Annotated in this window: 15 protein-coding genes; 6 read left to right on the top strand and 9 right to left on the bottom strand. The window is 36.7% G+C overall.

Going from position 1 to position 16,858, the window contains the following annotated elements; all coding sequences use genetic code 11:
* Window positions 1–330 precede the first annotated feature (330 nt).
* Window positions 331–1,350 (top strand): hypothetical protein, encoded by a 1,020-nt coding sequence (locus BLS89_RS03580; RefSeq protein WP_092736141.1) that lies wholly within the window; start codon window positions 331–333, stop codon window positions 1,348–1,350.
* 372 nt (window positions 1,351–1,722) lie between these two features.
* Here the strand turns inward: BLS89_RS03580 and BLS89_RS03575 are convergent, their stop codons facing one another.
* From BLS89_RS03575 to BLS89_RS03560, 3 genes are all read right to left on the bottom strand, one after another.
* On the bottom strand, window positions 1,723–2,760 hold the full coding sequence (locus tag BLS89_RS03575; RefSeq protein WP_092736140.1) for a PLP-dependent cysteine synthase family protein: 1,038 nt from the start codon (window positions 2,758–2,760) through the stop codon (window positions 1,723–1,725).
* A gap of 487 nt (window positions 2,761–3,247) precedes the next feature.
* Window positions 3,248–4,261 carry a sensor histidine kinase gene (locus BLS89_RS03565; RefSeq protein WP_092736138.1) on the bottom strand — a complete coding sequence of 338 codons (1,014 nt, stop codon included), beginning with the start codon at window positions 4,259–4,261 and terminating at the stop codon, window positions 3,248–3,250.
* A 10-nt stretch (window positions 4,262–4,271) separates the two neighbouring features.
* Window positions 4,272–4,949 (bottom strand): response regulator, encoded by a 678-nt coding sequence (locus BLS89_RS03560; RefSeq protein WP_092736137.1) that lies wholly within the window; start codon window positions 4,947–4,949, stop codon window positions 4,272–4,274.
* 133 nt (window positions 4,950–5,082) lie between these two features.
* Between BLS89_RS03560 and BLS89_RS03555 the strand changes: the two genes are divergently transcribed.
* A complete protein-coding gene (locus BLS89_RS03555) occupies window positions 5,083–6,108 on the top strand; it encodes a cation diffusion facilitator family transporter (protein ID WP_092736136.1) in 1,026 nt (341 codons plus the stop codon).
* Here BLS89_RS03555 and BLS89_RS03550 read toward each other — a convergent pair.
* The 6 genes from BLS89_RS03550 to hutI all read right to left on the bottom strand — a co-directional run bounded on the left by BLS89_RS03550 (window position 6,081) and on the right by hutI (window position 14,757).
* Complete coding sequence (locus tag BLS89_RS03550; protein WP_092736135.1) at window positions 6,081–6,686, bottom strand: IMPACT family protein; 606 nt, start codon at window positions 6,684–6,686, stop codon at window positions 6,081–6,083. The genes BLS89_RS03555 and BLS89_RS03550 overlap by 28 nt on opposite strands.
* A gap of 2 nt (window positions 6,687–6,688) precedes the next feature.
* A complete protein-coding gene (gene ribD / locus BLS89_RS03545) occupies window positions 6,689–7,723 on the bottom strand; it encodes a bifunctional diaminohydroxyphosphoribosylaminopyrimidine deaminase/5-amino-6-(5-phosphoribosylamino)uracil reductase RibD (RefSeq protein WP_092736134.1) in 1,035 nt (344 codons plus the stop codon).
* A 72-nt stretch (window positions 7,724–7,795) separates the two neighbouring features.
* Window positions 7,796–9,598 carry a DUF349 domain-containing protein gene (locus BLS89_RS03540; protein WP_092736133.1) on the bottom strand — a complete coding sequence of 601 codons (1,803 nt, stop codon included), beginning with the start codon at window positions 9,596–9,598 and terminating at the stop codon, window positions 7,796–7,798.
* A gap of 155 nt (window positions 9,599–9,753) precedes the next feature.
* Window positions 9,754–10,482 carry a shikimate dehydrogenase family protein gene (locus BLS89_RS03535; RefSeq protein WP_092736132.1) on the bottom strand — a complete coding sequence of 243 codons (729 nt, stop codon included), beginning with the start codon at window positions 10,480–10,482 and terminating at the stop codon, window positions 9,754–9,756.
* A gap of 47 nt (window positions 10,483–10,529) precedes the next feature.
* The gene (locus BLS89_RS03530; RefSeq protein ID WP_092736131.1) at window positions 10,530–12,668 is read right to left on the bottom strand and encodes a M3 family metallopeptidase; all 2,139 of its coding nucleotides are present in this window, start codon (window positions 12,666–12,668) and stop codon (window positions 10,530–10,532) included.
* An 865-nt stretch (window positions 12,669–13,533) separates the two neighbouring features.
* Window positions 13,534–14,757 (bottom strand): imidazolonepropionase, encoded by a 1,224-nt coding sequence (gene hutI, locus BLS89_RS03525; RefSeq protein WP_092736130.1) that lies wholly within the window; start codon window positions 14,755–14,757, stop codon window positions 13,534–13,536.
* 72 nt (window positions 14,758–14,829) lie between these two features.
* Here hutI and ruvB point away from each other — a divergent pair, with 72 nt between their 5' ends.
* From ruvB to BLS89_RS10985, 4 genes are all read left to right on the top strand, one after another.
* Window positions 14,830–15,852: a Holliday junction branch migration DNA helicase RuvB gene (ruvB, locus tag BLS89_RS03520; RefSeq protein ID WP_092736129.1), complete on the top strand. Its 1,023-nt coding sequence runs from the start codon at window positions 14,830–14,832 to the stop codon at window positions 15,850–15,852.
* Between the two features lie 89 nt (window positions 15,853–15,941).
* The gene (locus BLS89_RS10995) at window positions 15,942–16,085 is read left to right on the top strand and encodes a hypothetical protein (protein ID WP_245688829.1); all 144 of its coding nucleotides are present in this window, start codon (window positions 15,942–15,944) and stop codon (window positions 16,083–16,085) included.
* 18 nt (window positions 16,086–16,103) lie between these two features.
* A complete protein-coding gene (locus tag BLS89_RS10990; protein ID WP_245688828.1) occupies window positions 16,104–16,427 on the top strand; it encodes a transposase in 324 nt (107 codons plus the stop codon).
* 90 nt (window positions 16,428–16,517) lie between these two features.
* Window positions 16,518–16,820: a transposase gene (locus tag BLS89_RS10985; RefSeq protein WP_449421137.1), complete on the top strand. Its 303-nt coding sequence runs from the start codon at window positions 16,518–16,520 to the stop codon at window positions 16,818–16,820.
* The last annotated feature ends 38 nt before the right edge of the window (window positions 16,821–16,858 follow it).

Below are 16,858 nucleotides of genomic sequence, written 5' to 3'. Positions count from 1 at the left end.
CTATTAATAATTTGAATTAAAATAGTCTGCGAATATAAGAAAAAAATAAGACTTCATGTAAAACTTTTTTAAAATAATTTATTGCCTTCAAGAAACAAATACTTGTGATTATATATTTAATAATGATCTTAAATACACTACATTAAAAATTGAAAAAAAATAGTGAAATAAAATATTTTTAATATATTTGCAGATTGGAATTGAAAATTATAAAGACTCAATTAGATGTCATTGCATCAAATTTTAGGTGATTGAGTCTTTAGTTTGCTAAGTTTCCATTAGTAATGTAATTGAATTAACAAGGACATATTATACAAAAATTTTAATTAAATGAAGAAAACATTTTTGAAGCCAGGTTTAATGGCTATTGGTTTATTTGTTGCAGCGTCAGTTTCTGCACAGCAGGGAAAAGTAGGGATAAATACAGAAAGCCCAAAAGCAACTTTGCAAGTAGAAGCAAAAGATTCCAACGGAACTACCAACGAGGGGATAATCGTTCCTATACTTACCAAACAGAGAGTTGCTAATATAAGCACTCCAGTAGAGGGTACATTGGTCTATGTTAATGACGTTTCTGCCGGATCAGGAGCTACTGTTGCAGACATTACAGAAAAAGGCTATTATTTCTATAATGGTACAAAATGGGTAAAAACAGCCGGAGGCACCAGCTATACAGCAGGCACTGGTATCACGATAGCAGGGAATGTTATCTCTAGAACAGGTTTGGAAAAAGCAAGTGGCTCAAACGGATTATCTATCATTGGAAGAAGTGATAGCAGTGTTGAACATGGTGTTTTAGGTGAAAATGCCGTAGATTTAAGTAGAGCTATTACTCCAGGAACTGGGGCAACTGGGAATAATTCAGTTGCTATGGGCTTTGGAACAACATCTGCGGGATCATTTTCAGTAGCCATGGGGCAAGGTACTTCAACCCAAGGTAGTAGTTACTCTGTGGCAGTCGGTAAGTATAATACAACGGGTTCAAATCGTTTATTTACTGTAGGTGCTGGGTTGCCTACTAATAAAAAGGATGCTTTTACTGTTGTAGCGAGTGGAAAAGTAGGGGTAGGTATTGATAATTTGGAAGCAGATCCTGATATTAATGCAGCTTCAGCAACCGCTAAGTTTCATGTGAATCCTGAAGGGATTAGATTGCAGGGGAATACTACTCCACGGGAGAATCAATGTGGTAGAGTAAACCAAGGGACTATTATTTATGTAACAACAAGCCGAGGAGGATTTTTTGAAGCTTGTGTTTTCACAGGTGGTGATGCTTCTCAAGATGGAAGCTATAACTGGAGAAAGTTACAGGCAGGACGTGTAGCTAATGAACCTTATCTAAATAATTAATAATATATCTATGATAAAAAAGGAGTACTCTTCTGAGTACTCCTTTTTTTGTGCCGTTAAAAATCGTTCTGTGTAATAAAAAATCTTATACTTTTGTTTGCAGGATATAAAATTTTACAGAAAACAATAAAATAATATTAAATACTTATACTATTAAAACAAAAAAAATCAAATTTATATAATGTAATTTAATTGCCATATCATCAAATAAAAATAAAAACCTGTTATTTTCTTTCGAATTTATTGCTACTACATTAATTAAATACCAATTAATTTATTAGTTTTTTTAATAAATTCTAAAATAAACATTAGATACCCTAAACAAAAAAGCTACTCAAAAAAAAGCAACCAAATATAAAATTTTTCACCGAATTACTTAATATACTCTGTTTTACAAACATCATCATAGCTATGCAAAGGTTCATTTACAAATCCTTGTTCCTTCATCCATTCATCACTATAAACTTTGGATATATAACGAGAACCATGATCCGGAAAAATAACAACTACAACATCACTCTCCTTAAAAGCATATTCTCTAGCATACTGTAAAAGAGCTTGTGTAGCAGCCCCTGAAGTATATCCTGCCATAATCCCTTCTTTTAATGCTATTTCTCTTGTTCTATAAGCACTATTTTCATCATCCACTCTTACAAACTCATCGATTAAATCAAATAAAAGTGCAGATGGAATCAAATTTTTGCCCAAGCCCTCTATCTGATAAGAATGGATTTCTTCTTCGTTAATACTTTTTGTCTCATGATAAGTTTTTAGGATAGAACCATCGGCATCTACACCAATAATTTTTATATTTGGATTCTTTTCTTTTAAGAATTTAGCAGATCCGGAGAGCGTTCCTCCAGTCCCTGTACAAGCTATTAAATGAGTAATCTTACCTTGTGTTTGCTCCCAAATTTCAGGACCTGTAGTATTGTAGTGAGCATCAATATTCAATTCATTGAAATACTGATTTATATAAATAGAATTAGGCGTTTCCCTCGCAATTCGTTTAGCCACTTCGTAGTAAGAGCGGGGATCGTCTGCCGGCACACTGGCAGGACAAACGAATACCGTAGCCCCCAAGGCTTTTAGATAAGCAATTTTTTCCGGTTTTGTCTTATCACTAACAGACAAAATACATTTATACCCCTTGATTATACTGACCATTGCTATTGAAAACCCTGTATTTCCGGAAGTTGTTTCTACTATGGTCGCACCAGGTTTCAGAATACCTTTTTTTTCAGCTTGTTCTATAATATGAAGAGCTATTCTATCTTTAGTTGAGTGTCCCGGATTTACCGACTCTATCTTAGCATAGACACTAGCCGGAATACTTTCTGTTACTCGATTTAATTTTATCAAAGGTGTATTCCCTATCAAATCGAGAATATTATCATAAACATTACTCATCTTGTTACTTCATTTGCTCTAAAAACTGAATGCAAAAGTAATAAAAAATTAAAAAACAAGATAATTTTGTCCCATAAAATATTTAGAGAGAAACACACAAAACATCTACAAACAACAAACACAAAACAACTAAGCTTATTTGTACTTTTGCATAAATACGCTCTTTATCATCATCTATTTTTATTGGTAAATTCAGCTTGTTTGGATTTTTGATTAAAAAACCAATAAATATTAAAAACAGATAATTCAGCAATATCGGAAAAAAAACAAATATTTTCCTTCCAAATTTCACTTTATCTCCGTACCCATATACAGAGATCTTATCCGGAAGGCTCTTAAAGTTGTATAATAAAAAAAATGTATAAAGAGTGACTATCCCTATCGGCAACAAAAATAATTTTATTTTTGAACTCATATTTTTCATATTTTTAAGCTATAGAACACAAAGGTAACAAATTTAAGCCATTTTTTTGAGAACCCGTGGTCCTCAGCCCTTATCCAAATAGAAAGTAAAACAAGCTCCTTCGAGGTATTCGCTATATACTTCAACACTTTGATAATGGGCCTCCATAATGTGTTTTACAATAGCAAGCCCCAGCCCTGAACCACCCTCTCTCCTACTCCGGCTGCTCTCTACACGGTAGAAACGCTCGAAAATACGAGGCAAAATTTCAGGTTTTATTCCCATTCCATTATCTTGCACTTCCACAGAAATTCTATTTTCTAAATCTTTGGTGGTAACCGTAATAGTAGCCTCTGTCCTATTAGAGTAATGTATAGAATTGGATATCAAATTTATAAGGACTTGAGAAATTTTCTGTTTATCTGCCAATACATACAATGCTCCCGTTCCTTTGAATAATAACTTGGCTCCTTTCTTTTGGACTTCTAAGTCCATAAAATCAAAAATCTCCTTAATTAAGGCATTAATGTCAAATCTGGAATATGCCAATGTAATTTCACCGCTCTCGAAACGGTTTATCATATCCAAATCCTTTACAATATTGAGCAAACGGTCTAATGATTTACTTATTCGCTCTAAATATTTATCTCTAATACTAAGGTCCTCCACACCTCCGTCTTGAAGCGTTTCCACATAACCCTGTATAGTAAAAAGTGGTGTTTTAAGCTCGTGGGATATATTCCCAATGTATTCTTTTCGGTAGGTTTCCATTTCTTTCATCATATCGATTTCGGAAGTGGTTTTTTGTATTCTTTCCCCTAATTGTCTAAAGTTAATCTCCTCGTTATCAGAAACAATCTCATTTGATAATTTATCTGAAATCTGCCTGATTTTTCTTTTGCCATAATAACTGAACAACCGCTCTATCACAATATAGTTTATTCCAAAAGCAATCAGCAGACTGGCTACTGTGAATACATAGAAAAAATCGTTTTCAACAAGATAAACATCTGCCAGATAATTGAAAGACAATACAATCCCCCCCATAGAAATTGTTAACAGAAAAGCTGCAATAGCAGTTAGCTTACTCATTTTCATATTCAGACAATCAAACCATCAATTTGTATCCTACGCCTTTTATGGTTTCTATACTATTTATTCCTAATTTTTCTCTCAGCCTCCGAATATGTACATCTATAGTACGCTCTCCCACGACTACATCATTACCCCAAACTTTCTCCAGTATTTCCTCTCTTTTGAATACTTTATCGGTATTAGATGCCAATAGATGGAGTAAATCAAACTCTTTCTTTGGTAATAAAAATTGCTGCTCGCCTTTGGATACCCGAAAAGAATCTCTGTCTATTTTTAGATTTCCTACTTGTATACATTTACCCATATCTTCCACTTGGTTAGTAAGCTGTATCAAAGCATTGATTTTAGAGATAAGAATTTTCGGTTTGATGACTTTCACTATATAATCATTTCCACCCGCCTCATAGCCTGCCAGTTGTGAAAATTCTTCCCCTCTTGCCGATAAAAATACGATAAGAGTACGCTTGAGTTCCGTTATTTTTCTTAATTCCTGACAAGTCTCTATACCGTCTCTATTGGGCATCATCACATCCAAGAGTATTAAATCCGGAATAATTTCTTTTGCCATCTCTATTCCCGAATCAGAATCAGAAGCCTTATAAACCGTATAACCTTCTTTCTCAAGATTATACTGTAAAATTTCCAAAATATCCGGCTCATCATCTATCAAAAGTATTTTTTTATTTTTCATTTTTATTTTTTCGTAAGATTACTGCCTCAAATTTAATAAAAATAAACTTATTTCTTCTTATCAGCATCTTAATTTAATATTTTCTTAATATTAAATTTTCTTAATTTTGCCCCTTGATAACTAATCTTTGAAAATGGCTGATAAGCAGAATAAATTTTTGTTCCAAAGGAACATTGCTATTATAGGCGTATTGCTGTTTATTGGAAAAATCTATGCGTGGCAGATTACGGATTCCGATGCCATTTTTTCCGATGCTATGGAAAGCATTGTCAATATCATCTCCGCATTTATGGGGCTTTATGCGTTATTTCTTGCTGCTAAACCAAAAGACTACGACCACCCCTACGGACACGGAAAAGTAGAATTCATCACAGCTGGCATAGAGGGCGCTCTAATCATTTTTGCCGGAATTATCATTATTATACAGTCCGGATTATCATTTATTCATCATAAAAAAATAGAGCAAATAGATTGGGGGATTATCATCGTAGCCCTTACGGCGATTGCCAATTACTTGATGGGAACCATCTCCCTTATCAAGGGAAAAAGAGAAAATTCCTTGGTGATGATAAGCTCCGGAAAACACCTCCAGAGCGATACGATTACCACTTTTGGGGTTGTGTTGAGTTTGATTTTGGTTCACCTTACCCAAATGTTTTGGATAGATACTTTGGTGGCTCTACTATTCGGTGGTTATATTATTTTTACAGGCTACAAAATTGTAAGAAAAGCCCTGAGCGGCATAATGGACGAAAAAGATGAAAACCTTCTTATAGACATTGTCAATGTACTGGAAACCCATCGGCAAAAAGAGTGGATAGATATTCACAATATGAAAGTACAACAGTTCGGTGCTAATCTCCACATAGATGCCCATATCACACTTCCCTACTATTACGAGCTAAAAGCCGCTCATAGCGAAATGGAAAAAGTAATAAAAATAATTGTAGAACACAGCGATAGAAATATAGAGTTTAACTTCCATATGGATGACTGCAAACCTTTCTCCTGCGAACTCTGCCAAATAGACTGCCCAATGAGGAAAAAGCCTTTCGTAAAGAAAATCCAATGGAATTTTCAAAATATCTCCCAACCCAACAAACACAGAGTCTCAAACCTCAGCCAAAGCCCCTATTCAACTACAGAATATACCACCTGATGAATTTCCGAAAGGGCTTCTAAAAAATTTTCTTTCTGTGAAGTCTTTATCACCGCCGAAATTTCGCATTGCGTCTGTGCCTTAAAATCCAAGATTTTAGCATCATATTTATTCAAAATAGCAAATACGATATTTTGCAAACTAAAAGGAAAATTGATCTTTATCTTAGACTCTAATTCTTTTACTACAAATTCCGCTTCCTCCAAGGTACTTTTAGCCGTTTCTTTATATACTCTCACGAGATTTCCTACGCCCAGCTTTACACCTCCGTAATACCTTACTACCAACAAAAGAACATTAGTCAAATCCTTTGATATAAGCTGATTATAAATAGGCAATCCTGCGCTACCACTCGGCTCTCCGTCATCATTTGCACGATACATTTCGCCCTTTAATCCTAATCTGTATGCATAGCAATGATGCGTCGCCTTCGGATGCTCTTCTTTTATTTTTTCCAAGCATTCTTTCAGCTCATCTTCATCTTTTATAGGATAGGCATAGCCCAAAAACTTGCTCCCTTTTTCTTTTAGCAAAATGCCTTCTACCGGTGCTTTTATGGTCTGGTATTCGTAAATCATTTTTATTGATAATAAAAAGCGATTTCGTTGTCTCCAATGGTTTTAATCTCCTGAGGCACAGCCTCAATACGAGGTACCGGTGTTCCGCTACCGAGCATCAAATTTTTATTTCTGATGACGACCATCTCATCCCACAATCCGGCAGCCAAGAACTCCTGCAATGTAAAACGTCCCCCTTCTACAATGAGCGATTGTATCTGCTGCTTATACAATACCTCCATCATTCCCAGCACACCACTGTCACGATATGCTCGAACAAACACATTTTTAACCCTTCCCAAATTCTGAATATCGTCTTTATGGCTATTGATAATAATGGTATCCGAGGCATCATCATAAATATTAAAATCCACCGGTACTTTCAAATCATAATCTACCAAAATACGAATGGGATTTCTTCCTTTATAATGTCTCGTCGTAAGGCTTGGATTATCATTAAGAGCCGTCTTTGTCCCTACCAAAATAGCGTGTTCCTCACTTCTCATCTTGTGCACCCATTGGCTTGCCAAAGCATTGGAAATCTGCGTAGGCTGAAAATCTTTATCCAAAAATCCGTCTGCGGACTCTGTCCATTTCAGAATAATATAAGGTCTTTTTTTCTCATGAAAAGTAAAAAAGCGTTTGTTCAGCTCTCGGCATTCTTTCCCTAATATATCCGAAACTACTTCTATACCGGCTTCTTCCAAAATCCTTTTTCCTCTGCCGCTTACTTTCTCGTTGGTATCCATAGTTCCTATCACTACTTTTTTGAAATTCAACACTCTAAGTTCCAAAGCACAAGGCGGTGTCTTCCCAAAATGCGAACACGGCTCCAAAGAAACATAAATAGTACTCTCCGAAAGCAAAGATTTATCTTGTACAGAAGCGATGGCATTGATTTCTGCGTGTGGCTGTCCGGCTTTTTTATGATAGCCCTCTCCTATAATTTTTCCGCAATGTACAATAACTGCTCCCACCATAGGATTAGGATAAGTATCTCCTTTGGCTTTAGAAGCAAGCTCTATACAGCGGTATATGTATTTTTCGTCTATATTCATTATTATTCTTAAAAACAAACTTTAACAAAGCCTTGTAATTATAAAATCATTTCGAATATAGTTCTATTCATCTTAAGATTTGGAAATCATCTGATGAAGTGTAGATTTGAGGCTTTCCAGCTGCGCTTTCTTGTCGTCTATCTTATCATAAGAGTCCTTAAGAAGCGGATTGTCTCTGGTAGGATTGTTAAAGAACGAAAGGTTGTTTTCCAATTTCACAATCTCTGCTTCCAAATCCATTATTTGATTTTTCAGTTTTCTTGCTCTATCCGTTATTTGAGATTCAGACAATCCCTCCTCTTTCAAATCAAATTCATTCAGGTTGTTCAGTCTGAGTTTCTCTTTTAGAGTTCTATTAAATTCGTTATTGATACCAATTTTATTCTTTGGCACTTTCCCGATGGTATTCCATTTATTCTTAATATCTTCAATTATTTTAACGCTGTCTTCCCCTTGTTCTACGGCTTTCAGCTCATCCAAGAGTGATTTTTTGTTCTTGTAGTTGTCATTCCAATCATCTCCTGCCGCATCTCCTTTTTCGCGATAATTATCAAAAAAGTGGTTACACGCCTCACGGAATTGATCCCAGATAGTATTAGTCTGATTTCTCGGCACATGCCCAATCGCTTTCCAATCATTTTGCAGTTTTTTGAAAAACGGCACCATAGTTTCCCAATCTTCTGAGTTTTGGTTATCTTGAGCGATTTTTATCAACTTCTGCTTTTCCTCCAAATTTTTTATTTGAATATTTTTAAGGCTCTTGTAGAAATTATTTTTAGTGGAATTAAAGGCTCTCAATACTTGCTTAAATTCTGTCCAATTCTGGTTGGATAATTTTTTGGGAACACTTCCCAATTTCAAAAAATCCTCTCTCAGTGTCTCTACTTTTTTGATGGATTGCTGCCAATAATTGTGATTAGGCGATTTATCGGGAGAAGTCAGTTTTTTGATTTGTTCTATAATTGCATTTTTCTTCTCCAGATTTTCTTTTTGCTGTGCCTCTACTTGCACCAGAAGTTCGGCTTTACGCCCGTGAATTTTATCAGACACTTCCTTGAACTCGTCCCAAGTAGAATCTCTAAATTCCTCTGCCACAGGCTCACCCTCTTCTTTCCAAAGTTTATGTAAAAATTGTAACTCATTGAGTGCCTTTTGGATTTTCGGTTCTTCCAAAAGTTCCTTGGCACGGGCTATGATATGCTGCCTTTTTGCAAGGTTATATGCGTACTCTTGCTCTCTATATTCCTTGTTAAGATCAAGCATTTTGTAGAACCCATTGAGGTGATAATAGTAATTATTATACAGGTTCTTGAATTCCGATTTTGCCACAAAGCCGGCATTAGCCCATTCTTCTTTTATTCTGCGAATAGCTTTAAACAAATCTATCCCCGGCTCAGGGTTGATATAAAGCCCTTTTAGGCGTTCTATGATATCTTGTCTTTTTACAAGGTTTTCTGCGTGTTCCTCATCTTGTTTTTTGTGAAACTCGTCTTGTTTTTCTTTGAAATGATTAACCAAAAACGAAAACTTAGACTGCAAAGGATGCTCGTAATTAAATGCCGAAGCATCTTCATTTTCTGCTTCGTACTCTTCTTCTTTAGTCTGGAAAATATCTTTTAATTTTGCCTCAATGTGCTCTCTCAGAGCGTTGATTTTTTTGTAAAGTTCTCCGGCATTGGCTTGATTGACCAGCTTTTCCATTTTATCTACAAGCTGTTCTACGGAAAGTTTTTCATTTTCTTCCTGCTCCTCCTCGTCATGCTCTTCCTGAACTTCTATAGAATCATCGCCGGCAGCCTCTGCTCCGGAGGCATCAAAATTCTGATGTGCAACGTCTAAATCTTTTTTTTCTAAGTTTTCTGAATCTTTAATCATCACTAAATGAGTTTAATTATAAGGAATCCCCTCTATTTATTTCTATATTTTTGAAAAAAGCATCGTCCTGATGCACCGCCTTGCAAATATACACAAGTTTGTTTTATAAAACAATATTCCCATCAAATAAATATTTAATAATGAGAAGATTCTTTTTATTCGTCATTCCAAATTTGCCAAGATTTCTCTGCTTGCTGTTCCAGCATAAAAAAACCATTGACCATCTTGGCATTCTGTTTTATCGATTTTTTCATAAATGCCGTCTGCTCCGGATTATACACCAAATCCACTACCAAATGCTTATCCGACAAACCTTCAAACGGAAAGTCGAGACAATCGTCCACCTTAGGGAAAGTGCCCACAGGCGTACATTGAATTATCAAGGAATGCATGGCGACTTCCTCTTTCGTCAAATCTTCAAAACGAAAATCTCCACCTCTAGAAACCACAAGATAAGGAATATTTCTTTGCTCTAACACGTATCTTACTGCCTTTGCCGCACCGCCGTCTCCTAATATGACAGCACTCTTATGCGAAGGTTTCAGATGAACATCCAAAGTTCTGGAAAAACCGAAAACATCCGTATTATAACCTATTCTCTTATCTCTTTTTAGGGCTACGGTATTTACAGCACCTACCGCTTCAGCCTCTTCGTTTACAAGGTCTAAGTAATCCATTATCTGTACTTTGTAAGGAATTGTAACATTAAATCCTGCTAAGCCTTCTCTTTGGAAAACCCGATCTACTTCCGAAATTTCTTCTATATCAAAAATATGATATTGACATTCTTTTAGAAATAATTTTTGAAATTTTTGTTCAAAATATTTTTGAGAGAAAGAGTAAGCTATATTCCTCCCTATCAGTCCGTAAATTTTCTTGCTCATCATTTTTTTGAATAAAAAAATCCCCTAAAAAGAGGATTTTAATTTAATTATTTTACAAAACCTTTTTTTCTAAGAAGTGAGGTGATCTCAGGATTTCTACCCGAAAACTCGCGGTAGGCTTCGTTGAGGTCTTTGGTATTACCGATTGACAAAATATATTTTCGGTATCGGTCTCCGTTTTCTCTTGTCATTCCGCCGTGATGCATCACCCAGTCCCACGCATCTGCCTGTAGAAGCGCCGTCCAAATATATGCATAATAACCTGCGGCATAGCCTCCTCCGAAAATATGGGCAAAATAAGGCGTATGATAACGCGGCGGTACCTGCGGCACTAAAAATCCGTACTTCTGCAACGCCTCTTTTTCAAGCTCTAATACCGGCTTAAACTGAGCTTCATTTTTGATGGAATGCAATGCCATATCCAATGTGGCAGAAGACATCACCTCCGTAGTCGCATAGCCTTGATTAAAGGTAACCGCCTTTTTGATTTTATCAACCAAAGACTGAGGTATCGGCTGGTGAGTTTCGTAATGGACAGCATAGTTTTTCAATACCTCTGGAACGAGTGCAAAATTCTCGTTAAACTGAGACGGAAACTCCACAAAATCCCTCGGAACGCTGGTTCCGGACAGTGTTTCATATTTCTCATCGGCAAACAATCCATGAAGCATATGTCCGAACTCGTGGAACATTGTAATAACATCATCAAAGCTGATGAGTGCCGGCTTCCCAGGTGCCGGTTTTTGGAAATTACATACATTGATGATCACCGGTTTTTGCCCCAAAAGCTTAGACTGGTTTACCAAATTTGTCATCCAAGCCCCTCCGTTTTTATTGTCTCTGGTAAAATAATCTACATAGTAAAGCCCCAAAGACTTCCCGTCTTTATCGAAAATCTCGTAAGTCCATACATCGAGATTGTAAACCGGCAAATCCGTTCTTTGCTTAAAGCTAATTCCGTAGAATTTATTGGCGGCGAAGAATACCCCTTTTTCCAAAACCGCTTTAAGCTCAAAGTAAGGCTTAATCTCGTTTTCATCAAGGTTAAACTTCTGTTTGCGTACTTGCTCTGCATAGTAATTCCAGTCCCACGGCTCTACTTTGAAGCCGCCGTTCTGTGCATCTATGACTTTCTGAATATCAACCGCCTCACGATTGGCTTGTTCTATCGCTGGTTTGCCCAATTCCGAAAGAAGTTTGAAAACAGCATCCGGTGTTCTCGCCATCTGGTCTTGAAGCGACCAAGCGGCATAAGAATCTTTACCCAAAAGCTGCGCTTTTTTCAATCTGAGTTTGATGATTTTCTCTATCGTTTCACGCGTATCGCCGCCATCACCTTTCTGGGCTCTCTCTACGGAAGCCATAAAGAGTTTTTTCCTTGTTTCTCTATTCTTAAGATTTTTAAGCAATGGTTGCTGCGTAGTATTTTGCAGTGCAATAAGGTATTCACCCGGGTATCCTGCCGCTTTGGCATCGGCTGCCGTTGCCGCTATTTCGTCAGGGGAAAGCCCGTCCAATTCTTTTACATCTTTTATCAAAACACCGCCATTTTTTCTGGCTAAAAGCAATTTATTAGCGTACAAAGAAGATAACGATGCCAATTCCGCATTGATTTTCTTGAGTTCGTCTTTTTTGCTGTCCGAGAGATTAGCTCCCGCGGTCTCAAACTCTTGTTTGAAATACTCTACCAAGCGTTTGCTTTCCGGATCTAAACCGACTCTGTTTTCATAAACTTTTTTGATGCGGTTGTAGAGTTTGGAATTGAGGTAAATATTATCGTTATGCGCCGCAAAGATTGGGGCGTATTCTTCTTGTAACTTCTGCAAAGCATCATTGGTATTGGCACTTGTAAGATTATCAAAAGTAATCTGCGCCCGTTTCAGTACCCTTCCGCTTTTTTCCAATGCCAAAACGGTATTCTCAAAAGTGGCAGGCATAGGATTATCCGCAATTTTCTTAATCTCTAAATCTTGGACTTTCAATCCATAATCAAAAGCCGGCTTGAAGTCCGAGTCCTTGATCTTATCAAACTGAGGCGCTTGATCCTGAAGCGGACTTTTTTGTAAAAACGGATTTCCCGCAGGCACAAGAATTTCCGCCATATCTTTTGCTGTTTTCATCGTACTGCAAGACACTGCACAGCACGCCAAAGAAGCGTAGAACAGCGCCGTAGAAATATTTTTCATTGATATAACTTTAATAATATGTTGTAAAGATAAAAATTATTTTTAAATTGATAACGAAATTTGAAATACCTCCGCTTTCTTTTAGAGTTTGTTTAAAAATTAAATTTTAAGAATTTGCATGAAATGAAATTATATTAAATTCAAATTTTATCCAGATATTCGCATATCAATATAGTACACTATCATATAATTATCAATTTTACAAAAAAATCTCTTTTAATACACTATATATGATAACATCTGTTTCATTCAGCTATTCTTGCCATTCTTCGGGATGTAAAAAAATCTCAAACAAATTAGCAGCATTGCAACAACTGGTTCAACAAGATTAAAACTCTTCTCTGGATACATAAAGTTGATATAAAATCATACCTTCTCCCTATAACCGAAAGATAACTTAAAGAATACAATAATTTATGATACATATATCGTTATCTAATTTATTTTCGTAAACTAAAATATAAAAAAAGTTCTATTTTCTAAGGATTTGTTTTCCTTTAACATAAGTAATAAATTATTTTCTATACATCGGTCTTTTTCTTTTTTGCTTATCCTGTATTTGTATACTTATCCCTTGATATACCCTTATTGTTTCGTAGAATAAGATTTTAAAGATTCTATAATAACATTCAGCTAGAAAAGATTAATTCACAAATCGTTGTCGACCACATATCCGTATAGTATAGGATTGTTGTCGGCTAATCTCATTGGATCTTCAGTTATGAGAAACCAATCTTAGGGTTGTAGTATCTATTTCAATGAACTTCATCTTGTATTAAAGATATAAACAATACTTTTAACATATTACCCCAATACTTTTGTCATATAGTATCAACATCAGCCAGAATTTAATACTATTTGAAAGTCATAGTTTCTCGGCAGATATGTAGATTTGTGTGGGTTTAAGTCGCCCTTGATAATAGAGGATATTTCTAAAATCGTTGGTATCATAGACTACAAAGTCCGCTCTTTTACCTACTGCCAAAATACCCACATCCTCTACCCCCAGAGCGTAAGCAGAGCGAAATGTAATTCCTGCCAATATCTCGGCGGTAGAAAGCTTTTGAAAAGTCGCCAAAACAGAGGCTTGCGTAATGAGGTCGCCCATAGGTGCAGAGCCGGGGTTCCAATCACTGGCTATTGCCAATATGGCTCCGGCGTCTAATAATTTTCGTGTCGGGGCAAACGGCTCGCCAAGCCCTAAACTGGCACCGGGCAGCACTGTGGCTACGGTATCGGACTGTGCCAAGAATTCAATATCCTCATTTGCGGTAGCTTCTAAATGGTCGGCAGATTTAGCTCCTACTTCCACTGCAATGCGGGAACTGCCAGGGGTAAATTGGTCGGCATGTACCGTCAGCTCAAAGCCCATTGTCTTTGCTTTTAATAAAAAATCTCTACTTTCATCAGGCTGAAAAGCGGATTTCTCAATGAATATATCTACCCTTTTAGCGAGGTTTTCGGACTTTACGACAGGTAAAATTTCCTCTAATATATAGTTCAAATAATCTTGGTTATCCCCTTCAAAATCCTTAGGTTTGGTATGAGCCGACAAGCATGTAGGTACAATGACAGCTTTTGTAAACGTTTTTACTTTATCAATAGCTCTAAGCATTTTTAGTTCGCTTTCAAGGTTTAGTCCGTAGCCGCTCTTTATTTCTATCGTCGTGATTCCTAATGAAACAAGATAATCTATGCGAGTTTTGAGGGTTTCTACTAAACATTCTTCAGAAGCCTCTCTCGTATCTACTACGGAGCTCCATATGCCGCCACCTTTTTCTGCTATTTCAAGGTAAGTTTTCCCGGCATTTCTCATAGCGAAATCCTGAGCCCTGCTACCACCAAAACAAATGTGTGTATGGCTGTCTGTATAGGCAGGAAGCACTACTTTTTCTCCGTGTATTATTTCCAGCTCGGCGGTAGGATTTTGTTTTTTCAGGGTAGAATAATCTGCCACAGATTTTATTTTACCGTTGTTTGTCAATATCCCTGCATCCGAGAGAATTTCTAATTGCTCGTCGTTTATTTTACCTCTCAGGGGAAGCCCTGCCAAGGTAACGATCTGTTTGAAAGGTCCTATCAATTTCATTTTGCTAAAATACGAATTTCATTTTATATTTCGGCAAAAACTCTTATCTTTGGCACTGATGATAATTTAATTATGCCTGATTTTTTACACCCCGATAAAGAAAATTATTCCAAAGAGGAACTAAACCAGGAGGAAAAAATCCGCCCGCAAAGTTTTAGAGATTTTGCAGGACAGAGGAAAACACTTGATAATTTAGAAGTTTTTGTAGCAGCAGCCAAAAACAGAGGAAGAGCTTTAGACCATACTCTTCTGCACGGTCCTCCTGGACTGGGAAAAACGACATTGGCACATATTATCGCAAATGAATTAGGCGTTGGCTGCAAAGTAACTTCGGGGCCTGTTCTTGATAAGCCCGGAAGTTTGGCAGGATTGCTTACGAATCTTGAGGAGAACGATGTCCTCTTTATCGATGAAATACATAGACTTTCACCTGTAGTAGAAGAGTATCTTTATTCTGCAATGGAAGACTTCAAAATAGATATAATGCTGGAAACCGGACCCAATGCGAGAAGCGTACAGATAGGGCTTAATCCTTTTACTCTTGTAGGAGCGACTACCCGCAGCGGAATGCTTACCAAACCTATGCTGGCGAGATTTGGGATACAAGCAAGATTGGAATACTACAATGTAGAGCTTTTGGGTATGATTATCGAGCGTAGTGCGAGGGTTTTGGGTGTACCTATATATGAAGATGCGGCATTGGAAATAGCACGAAGAAGCAGGGGGACGCCGAGAATAGCCAATGCCTTGCTCCGCCGTGTGAGAGATTTCGCAGAAATAAAAGGCAACGGAGAAGTGGAAATCAACATTACCAAATACGCCTTAAATTCTCTGAATGTAGATGAATTTGGGCTAGACGATATGGACAATAAAATAATGAGGGTAATGATAGAAAATTTCAAGGGTAAACCTGTGGGAATATCCGCTCTGGCAACCTCCATAGGGGAAAATCCCGAAACATTGGAAGAAGTCTATGAACCGTTTTTGATACAAGAAGGTTTTATTATCCGTACACCGAGAGGGCGTGAGGTAACAGAAAAGGCATACCAACACCTGAATATCAATAGACCTCTTAAGCCAGGGGAATTGTTTTAGAAATAGTACTATCCCACGAACTATATAAACTAAAAATTTTCAGAAATAACTTTAATGATTAAAAATACTTTAATTAAACTTACATAGTTATGAACAAAAAAGAACTATTAAACAACAAGGATTTCTACAAGTCCTTTAAAAATAGAGAAGACCTTAATTCCTTCTTCAAAGAACTGTACAAAAAAAGCAGTAGAACACATGCTTTCAGCAGAGCTAGACGCTCATCTGGATAATGAAAACAAATTAAGGATTTGTATGATTTTGAGGTGTCCGCCTCCACCATTTCGCGCATCACTAATGCGGTGGTCTCCGAGATGGTTGCCTGGCAAAATCACCCCTTAGAGGATTTATATTTAATCGTTTGGATGGACGCATGGTGTTTAAAGTCAGAGAAAATTCAAAAAATCATTCATAAAACCATTTATCTTGTCGTAGGCTTAAATCGTTCGGATAAGAAAGAGGTGCTCGGCATGTGGCTTGAAAAGAATGAAAGCTCAGCTTTTTGGATGAATGTTTTAACCGATTTAAAGGCTTGGGGTGTAGAAGATATCCTCATTACCGCACTTATAATTTAAACGGATTTACCCAAATGATACGCTCTGTTTTCCCTGCAGATTTGTTTGGTGCATCAAATGCAGAGCATTCGTGAATACCTTTAAAAAACCATAAAAAAACAAATGAACAGATACGAAACGCTTGCCGATATATGGTTTGGAAAGATCGTATTTTTTGATTTTTCTATTGAAATTAGAAAAATTATTTACACCACCAATTTAATCGAAAATCTGAACGGAAAGATTAGGAAATACACTAAAAATAAAATGTCATTCCCTACAGATGAAGCAGTTACAAAATCGGTGTATTTAGCCATACGAGAGGCCACAAAAAAATGGTTGATGCCGATCAGAAGCTGGGGCTTGATTTTGAATCAATTTATGCTTATTTTTGAACAAAGGCTCAGAATATAATTCCAAGCCCTTGCTTTTTAGTTTACACACTTTTTGGG

This window comes from Riemerella columbipharyngis, assembly GCF_900101995.1.
Taxonomy (GTDB): Bacteria; Bacteroidota; Bacteroidia; order Flavobacteriales; family Weeksellaceae; genus Riemerella; species Riemerella columbipharyngis.
Note: the sequence above shows the minus strand (reverse complement) of the source record. Positions and strands in the feature narration are given on the sequence as shown.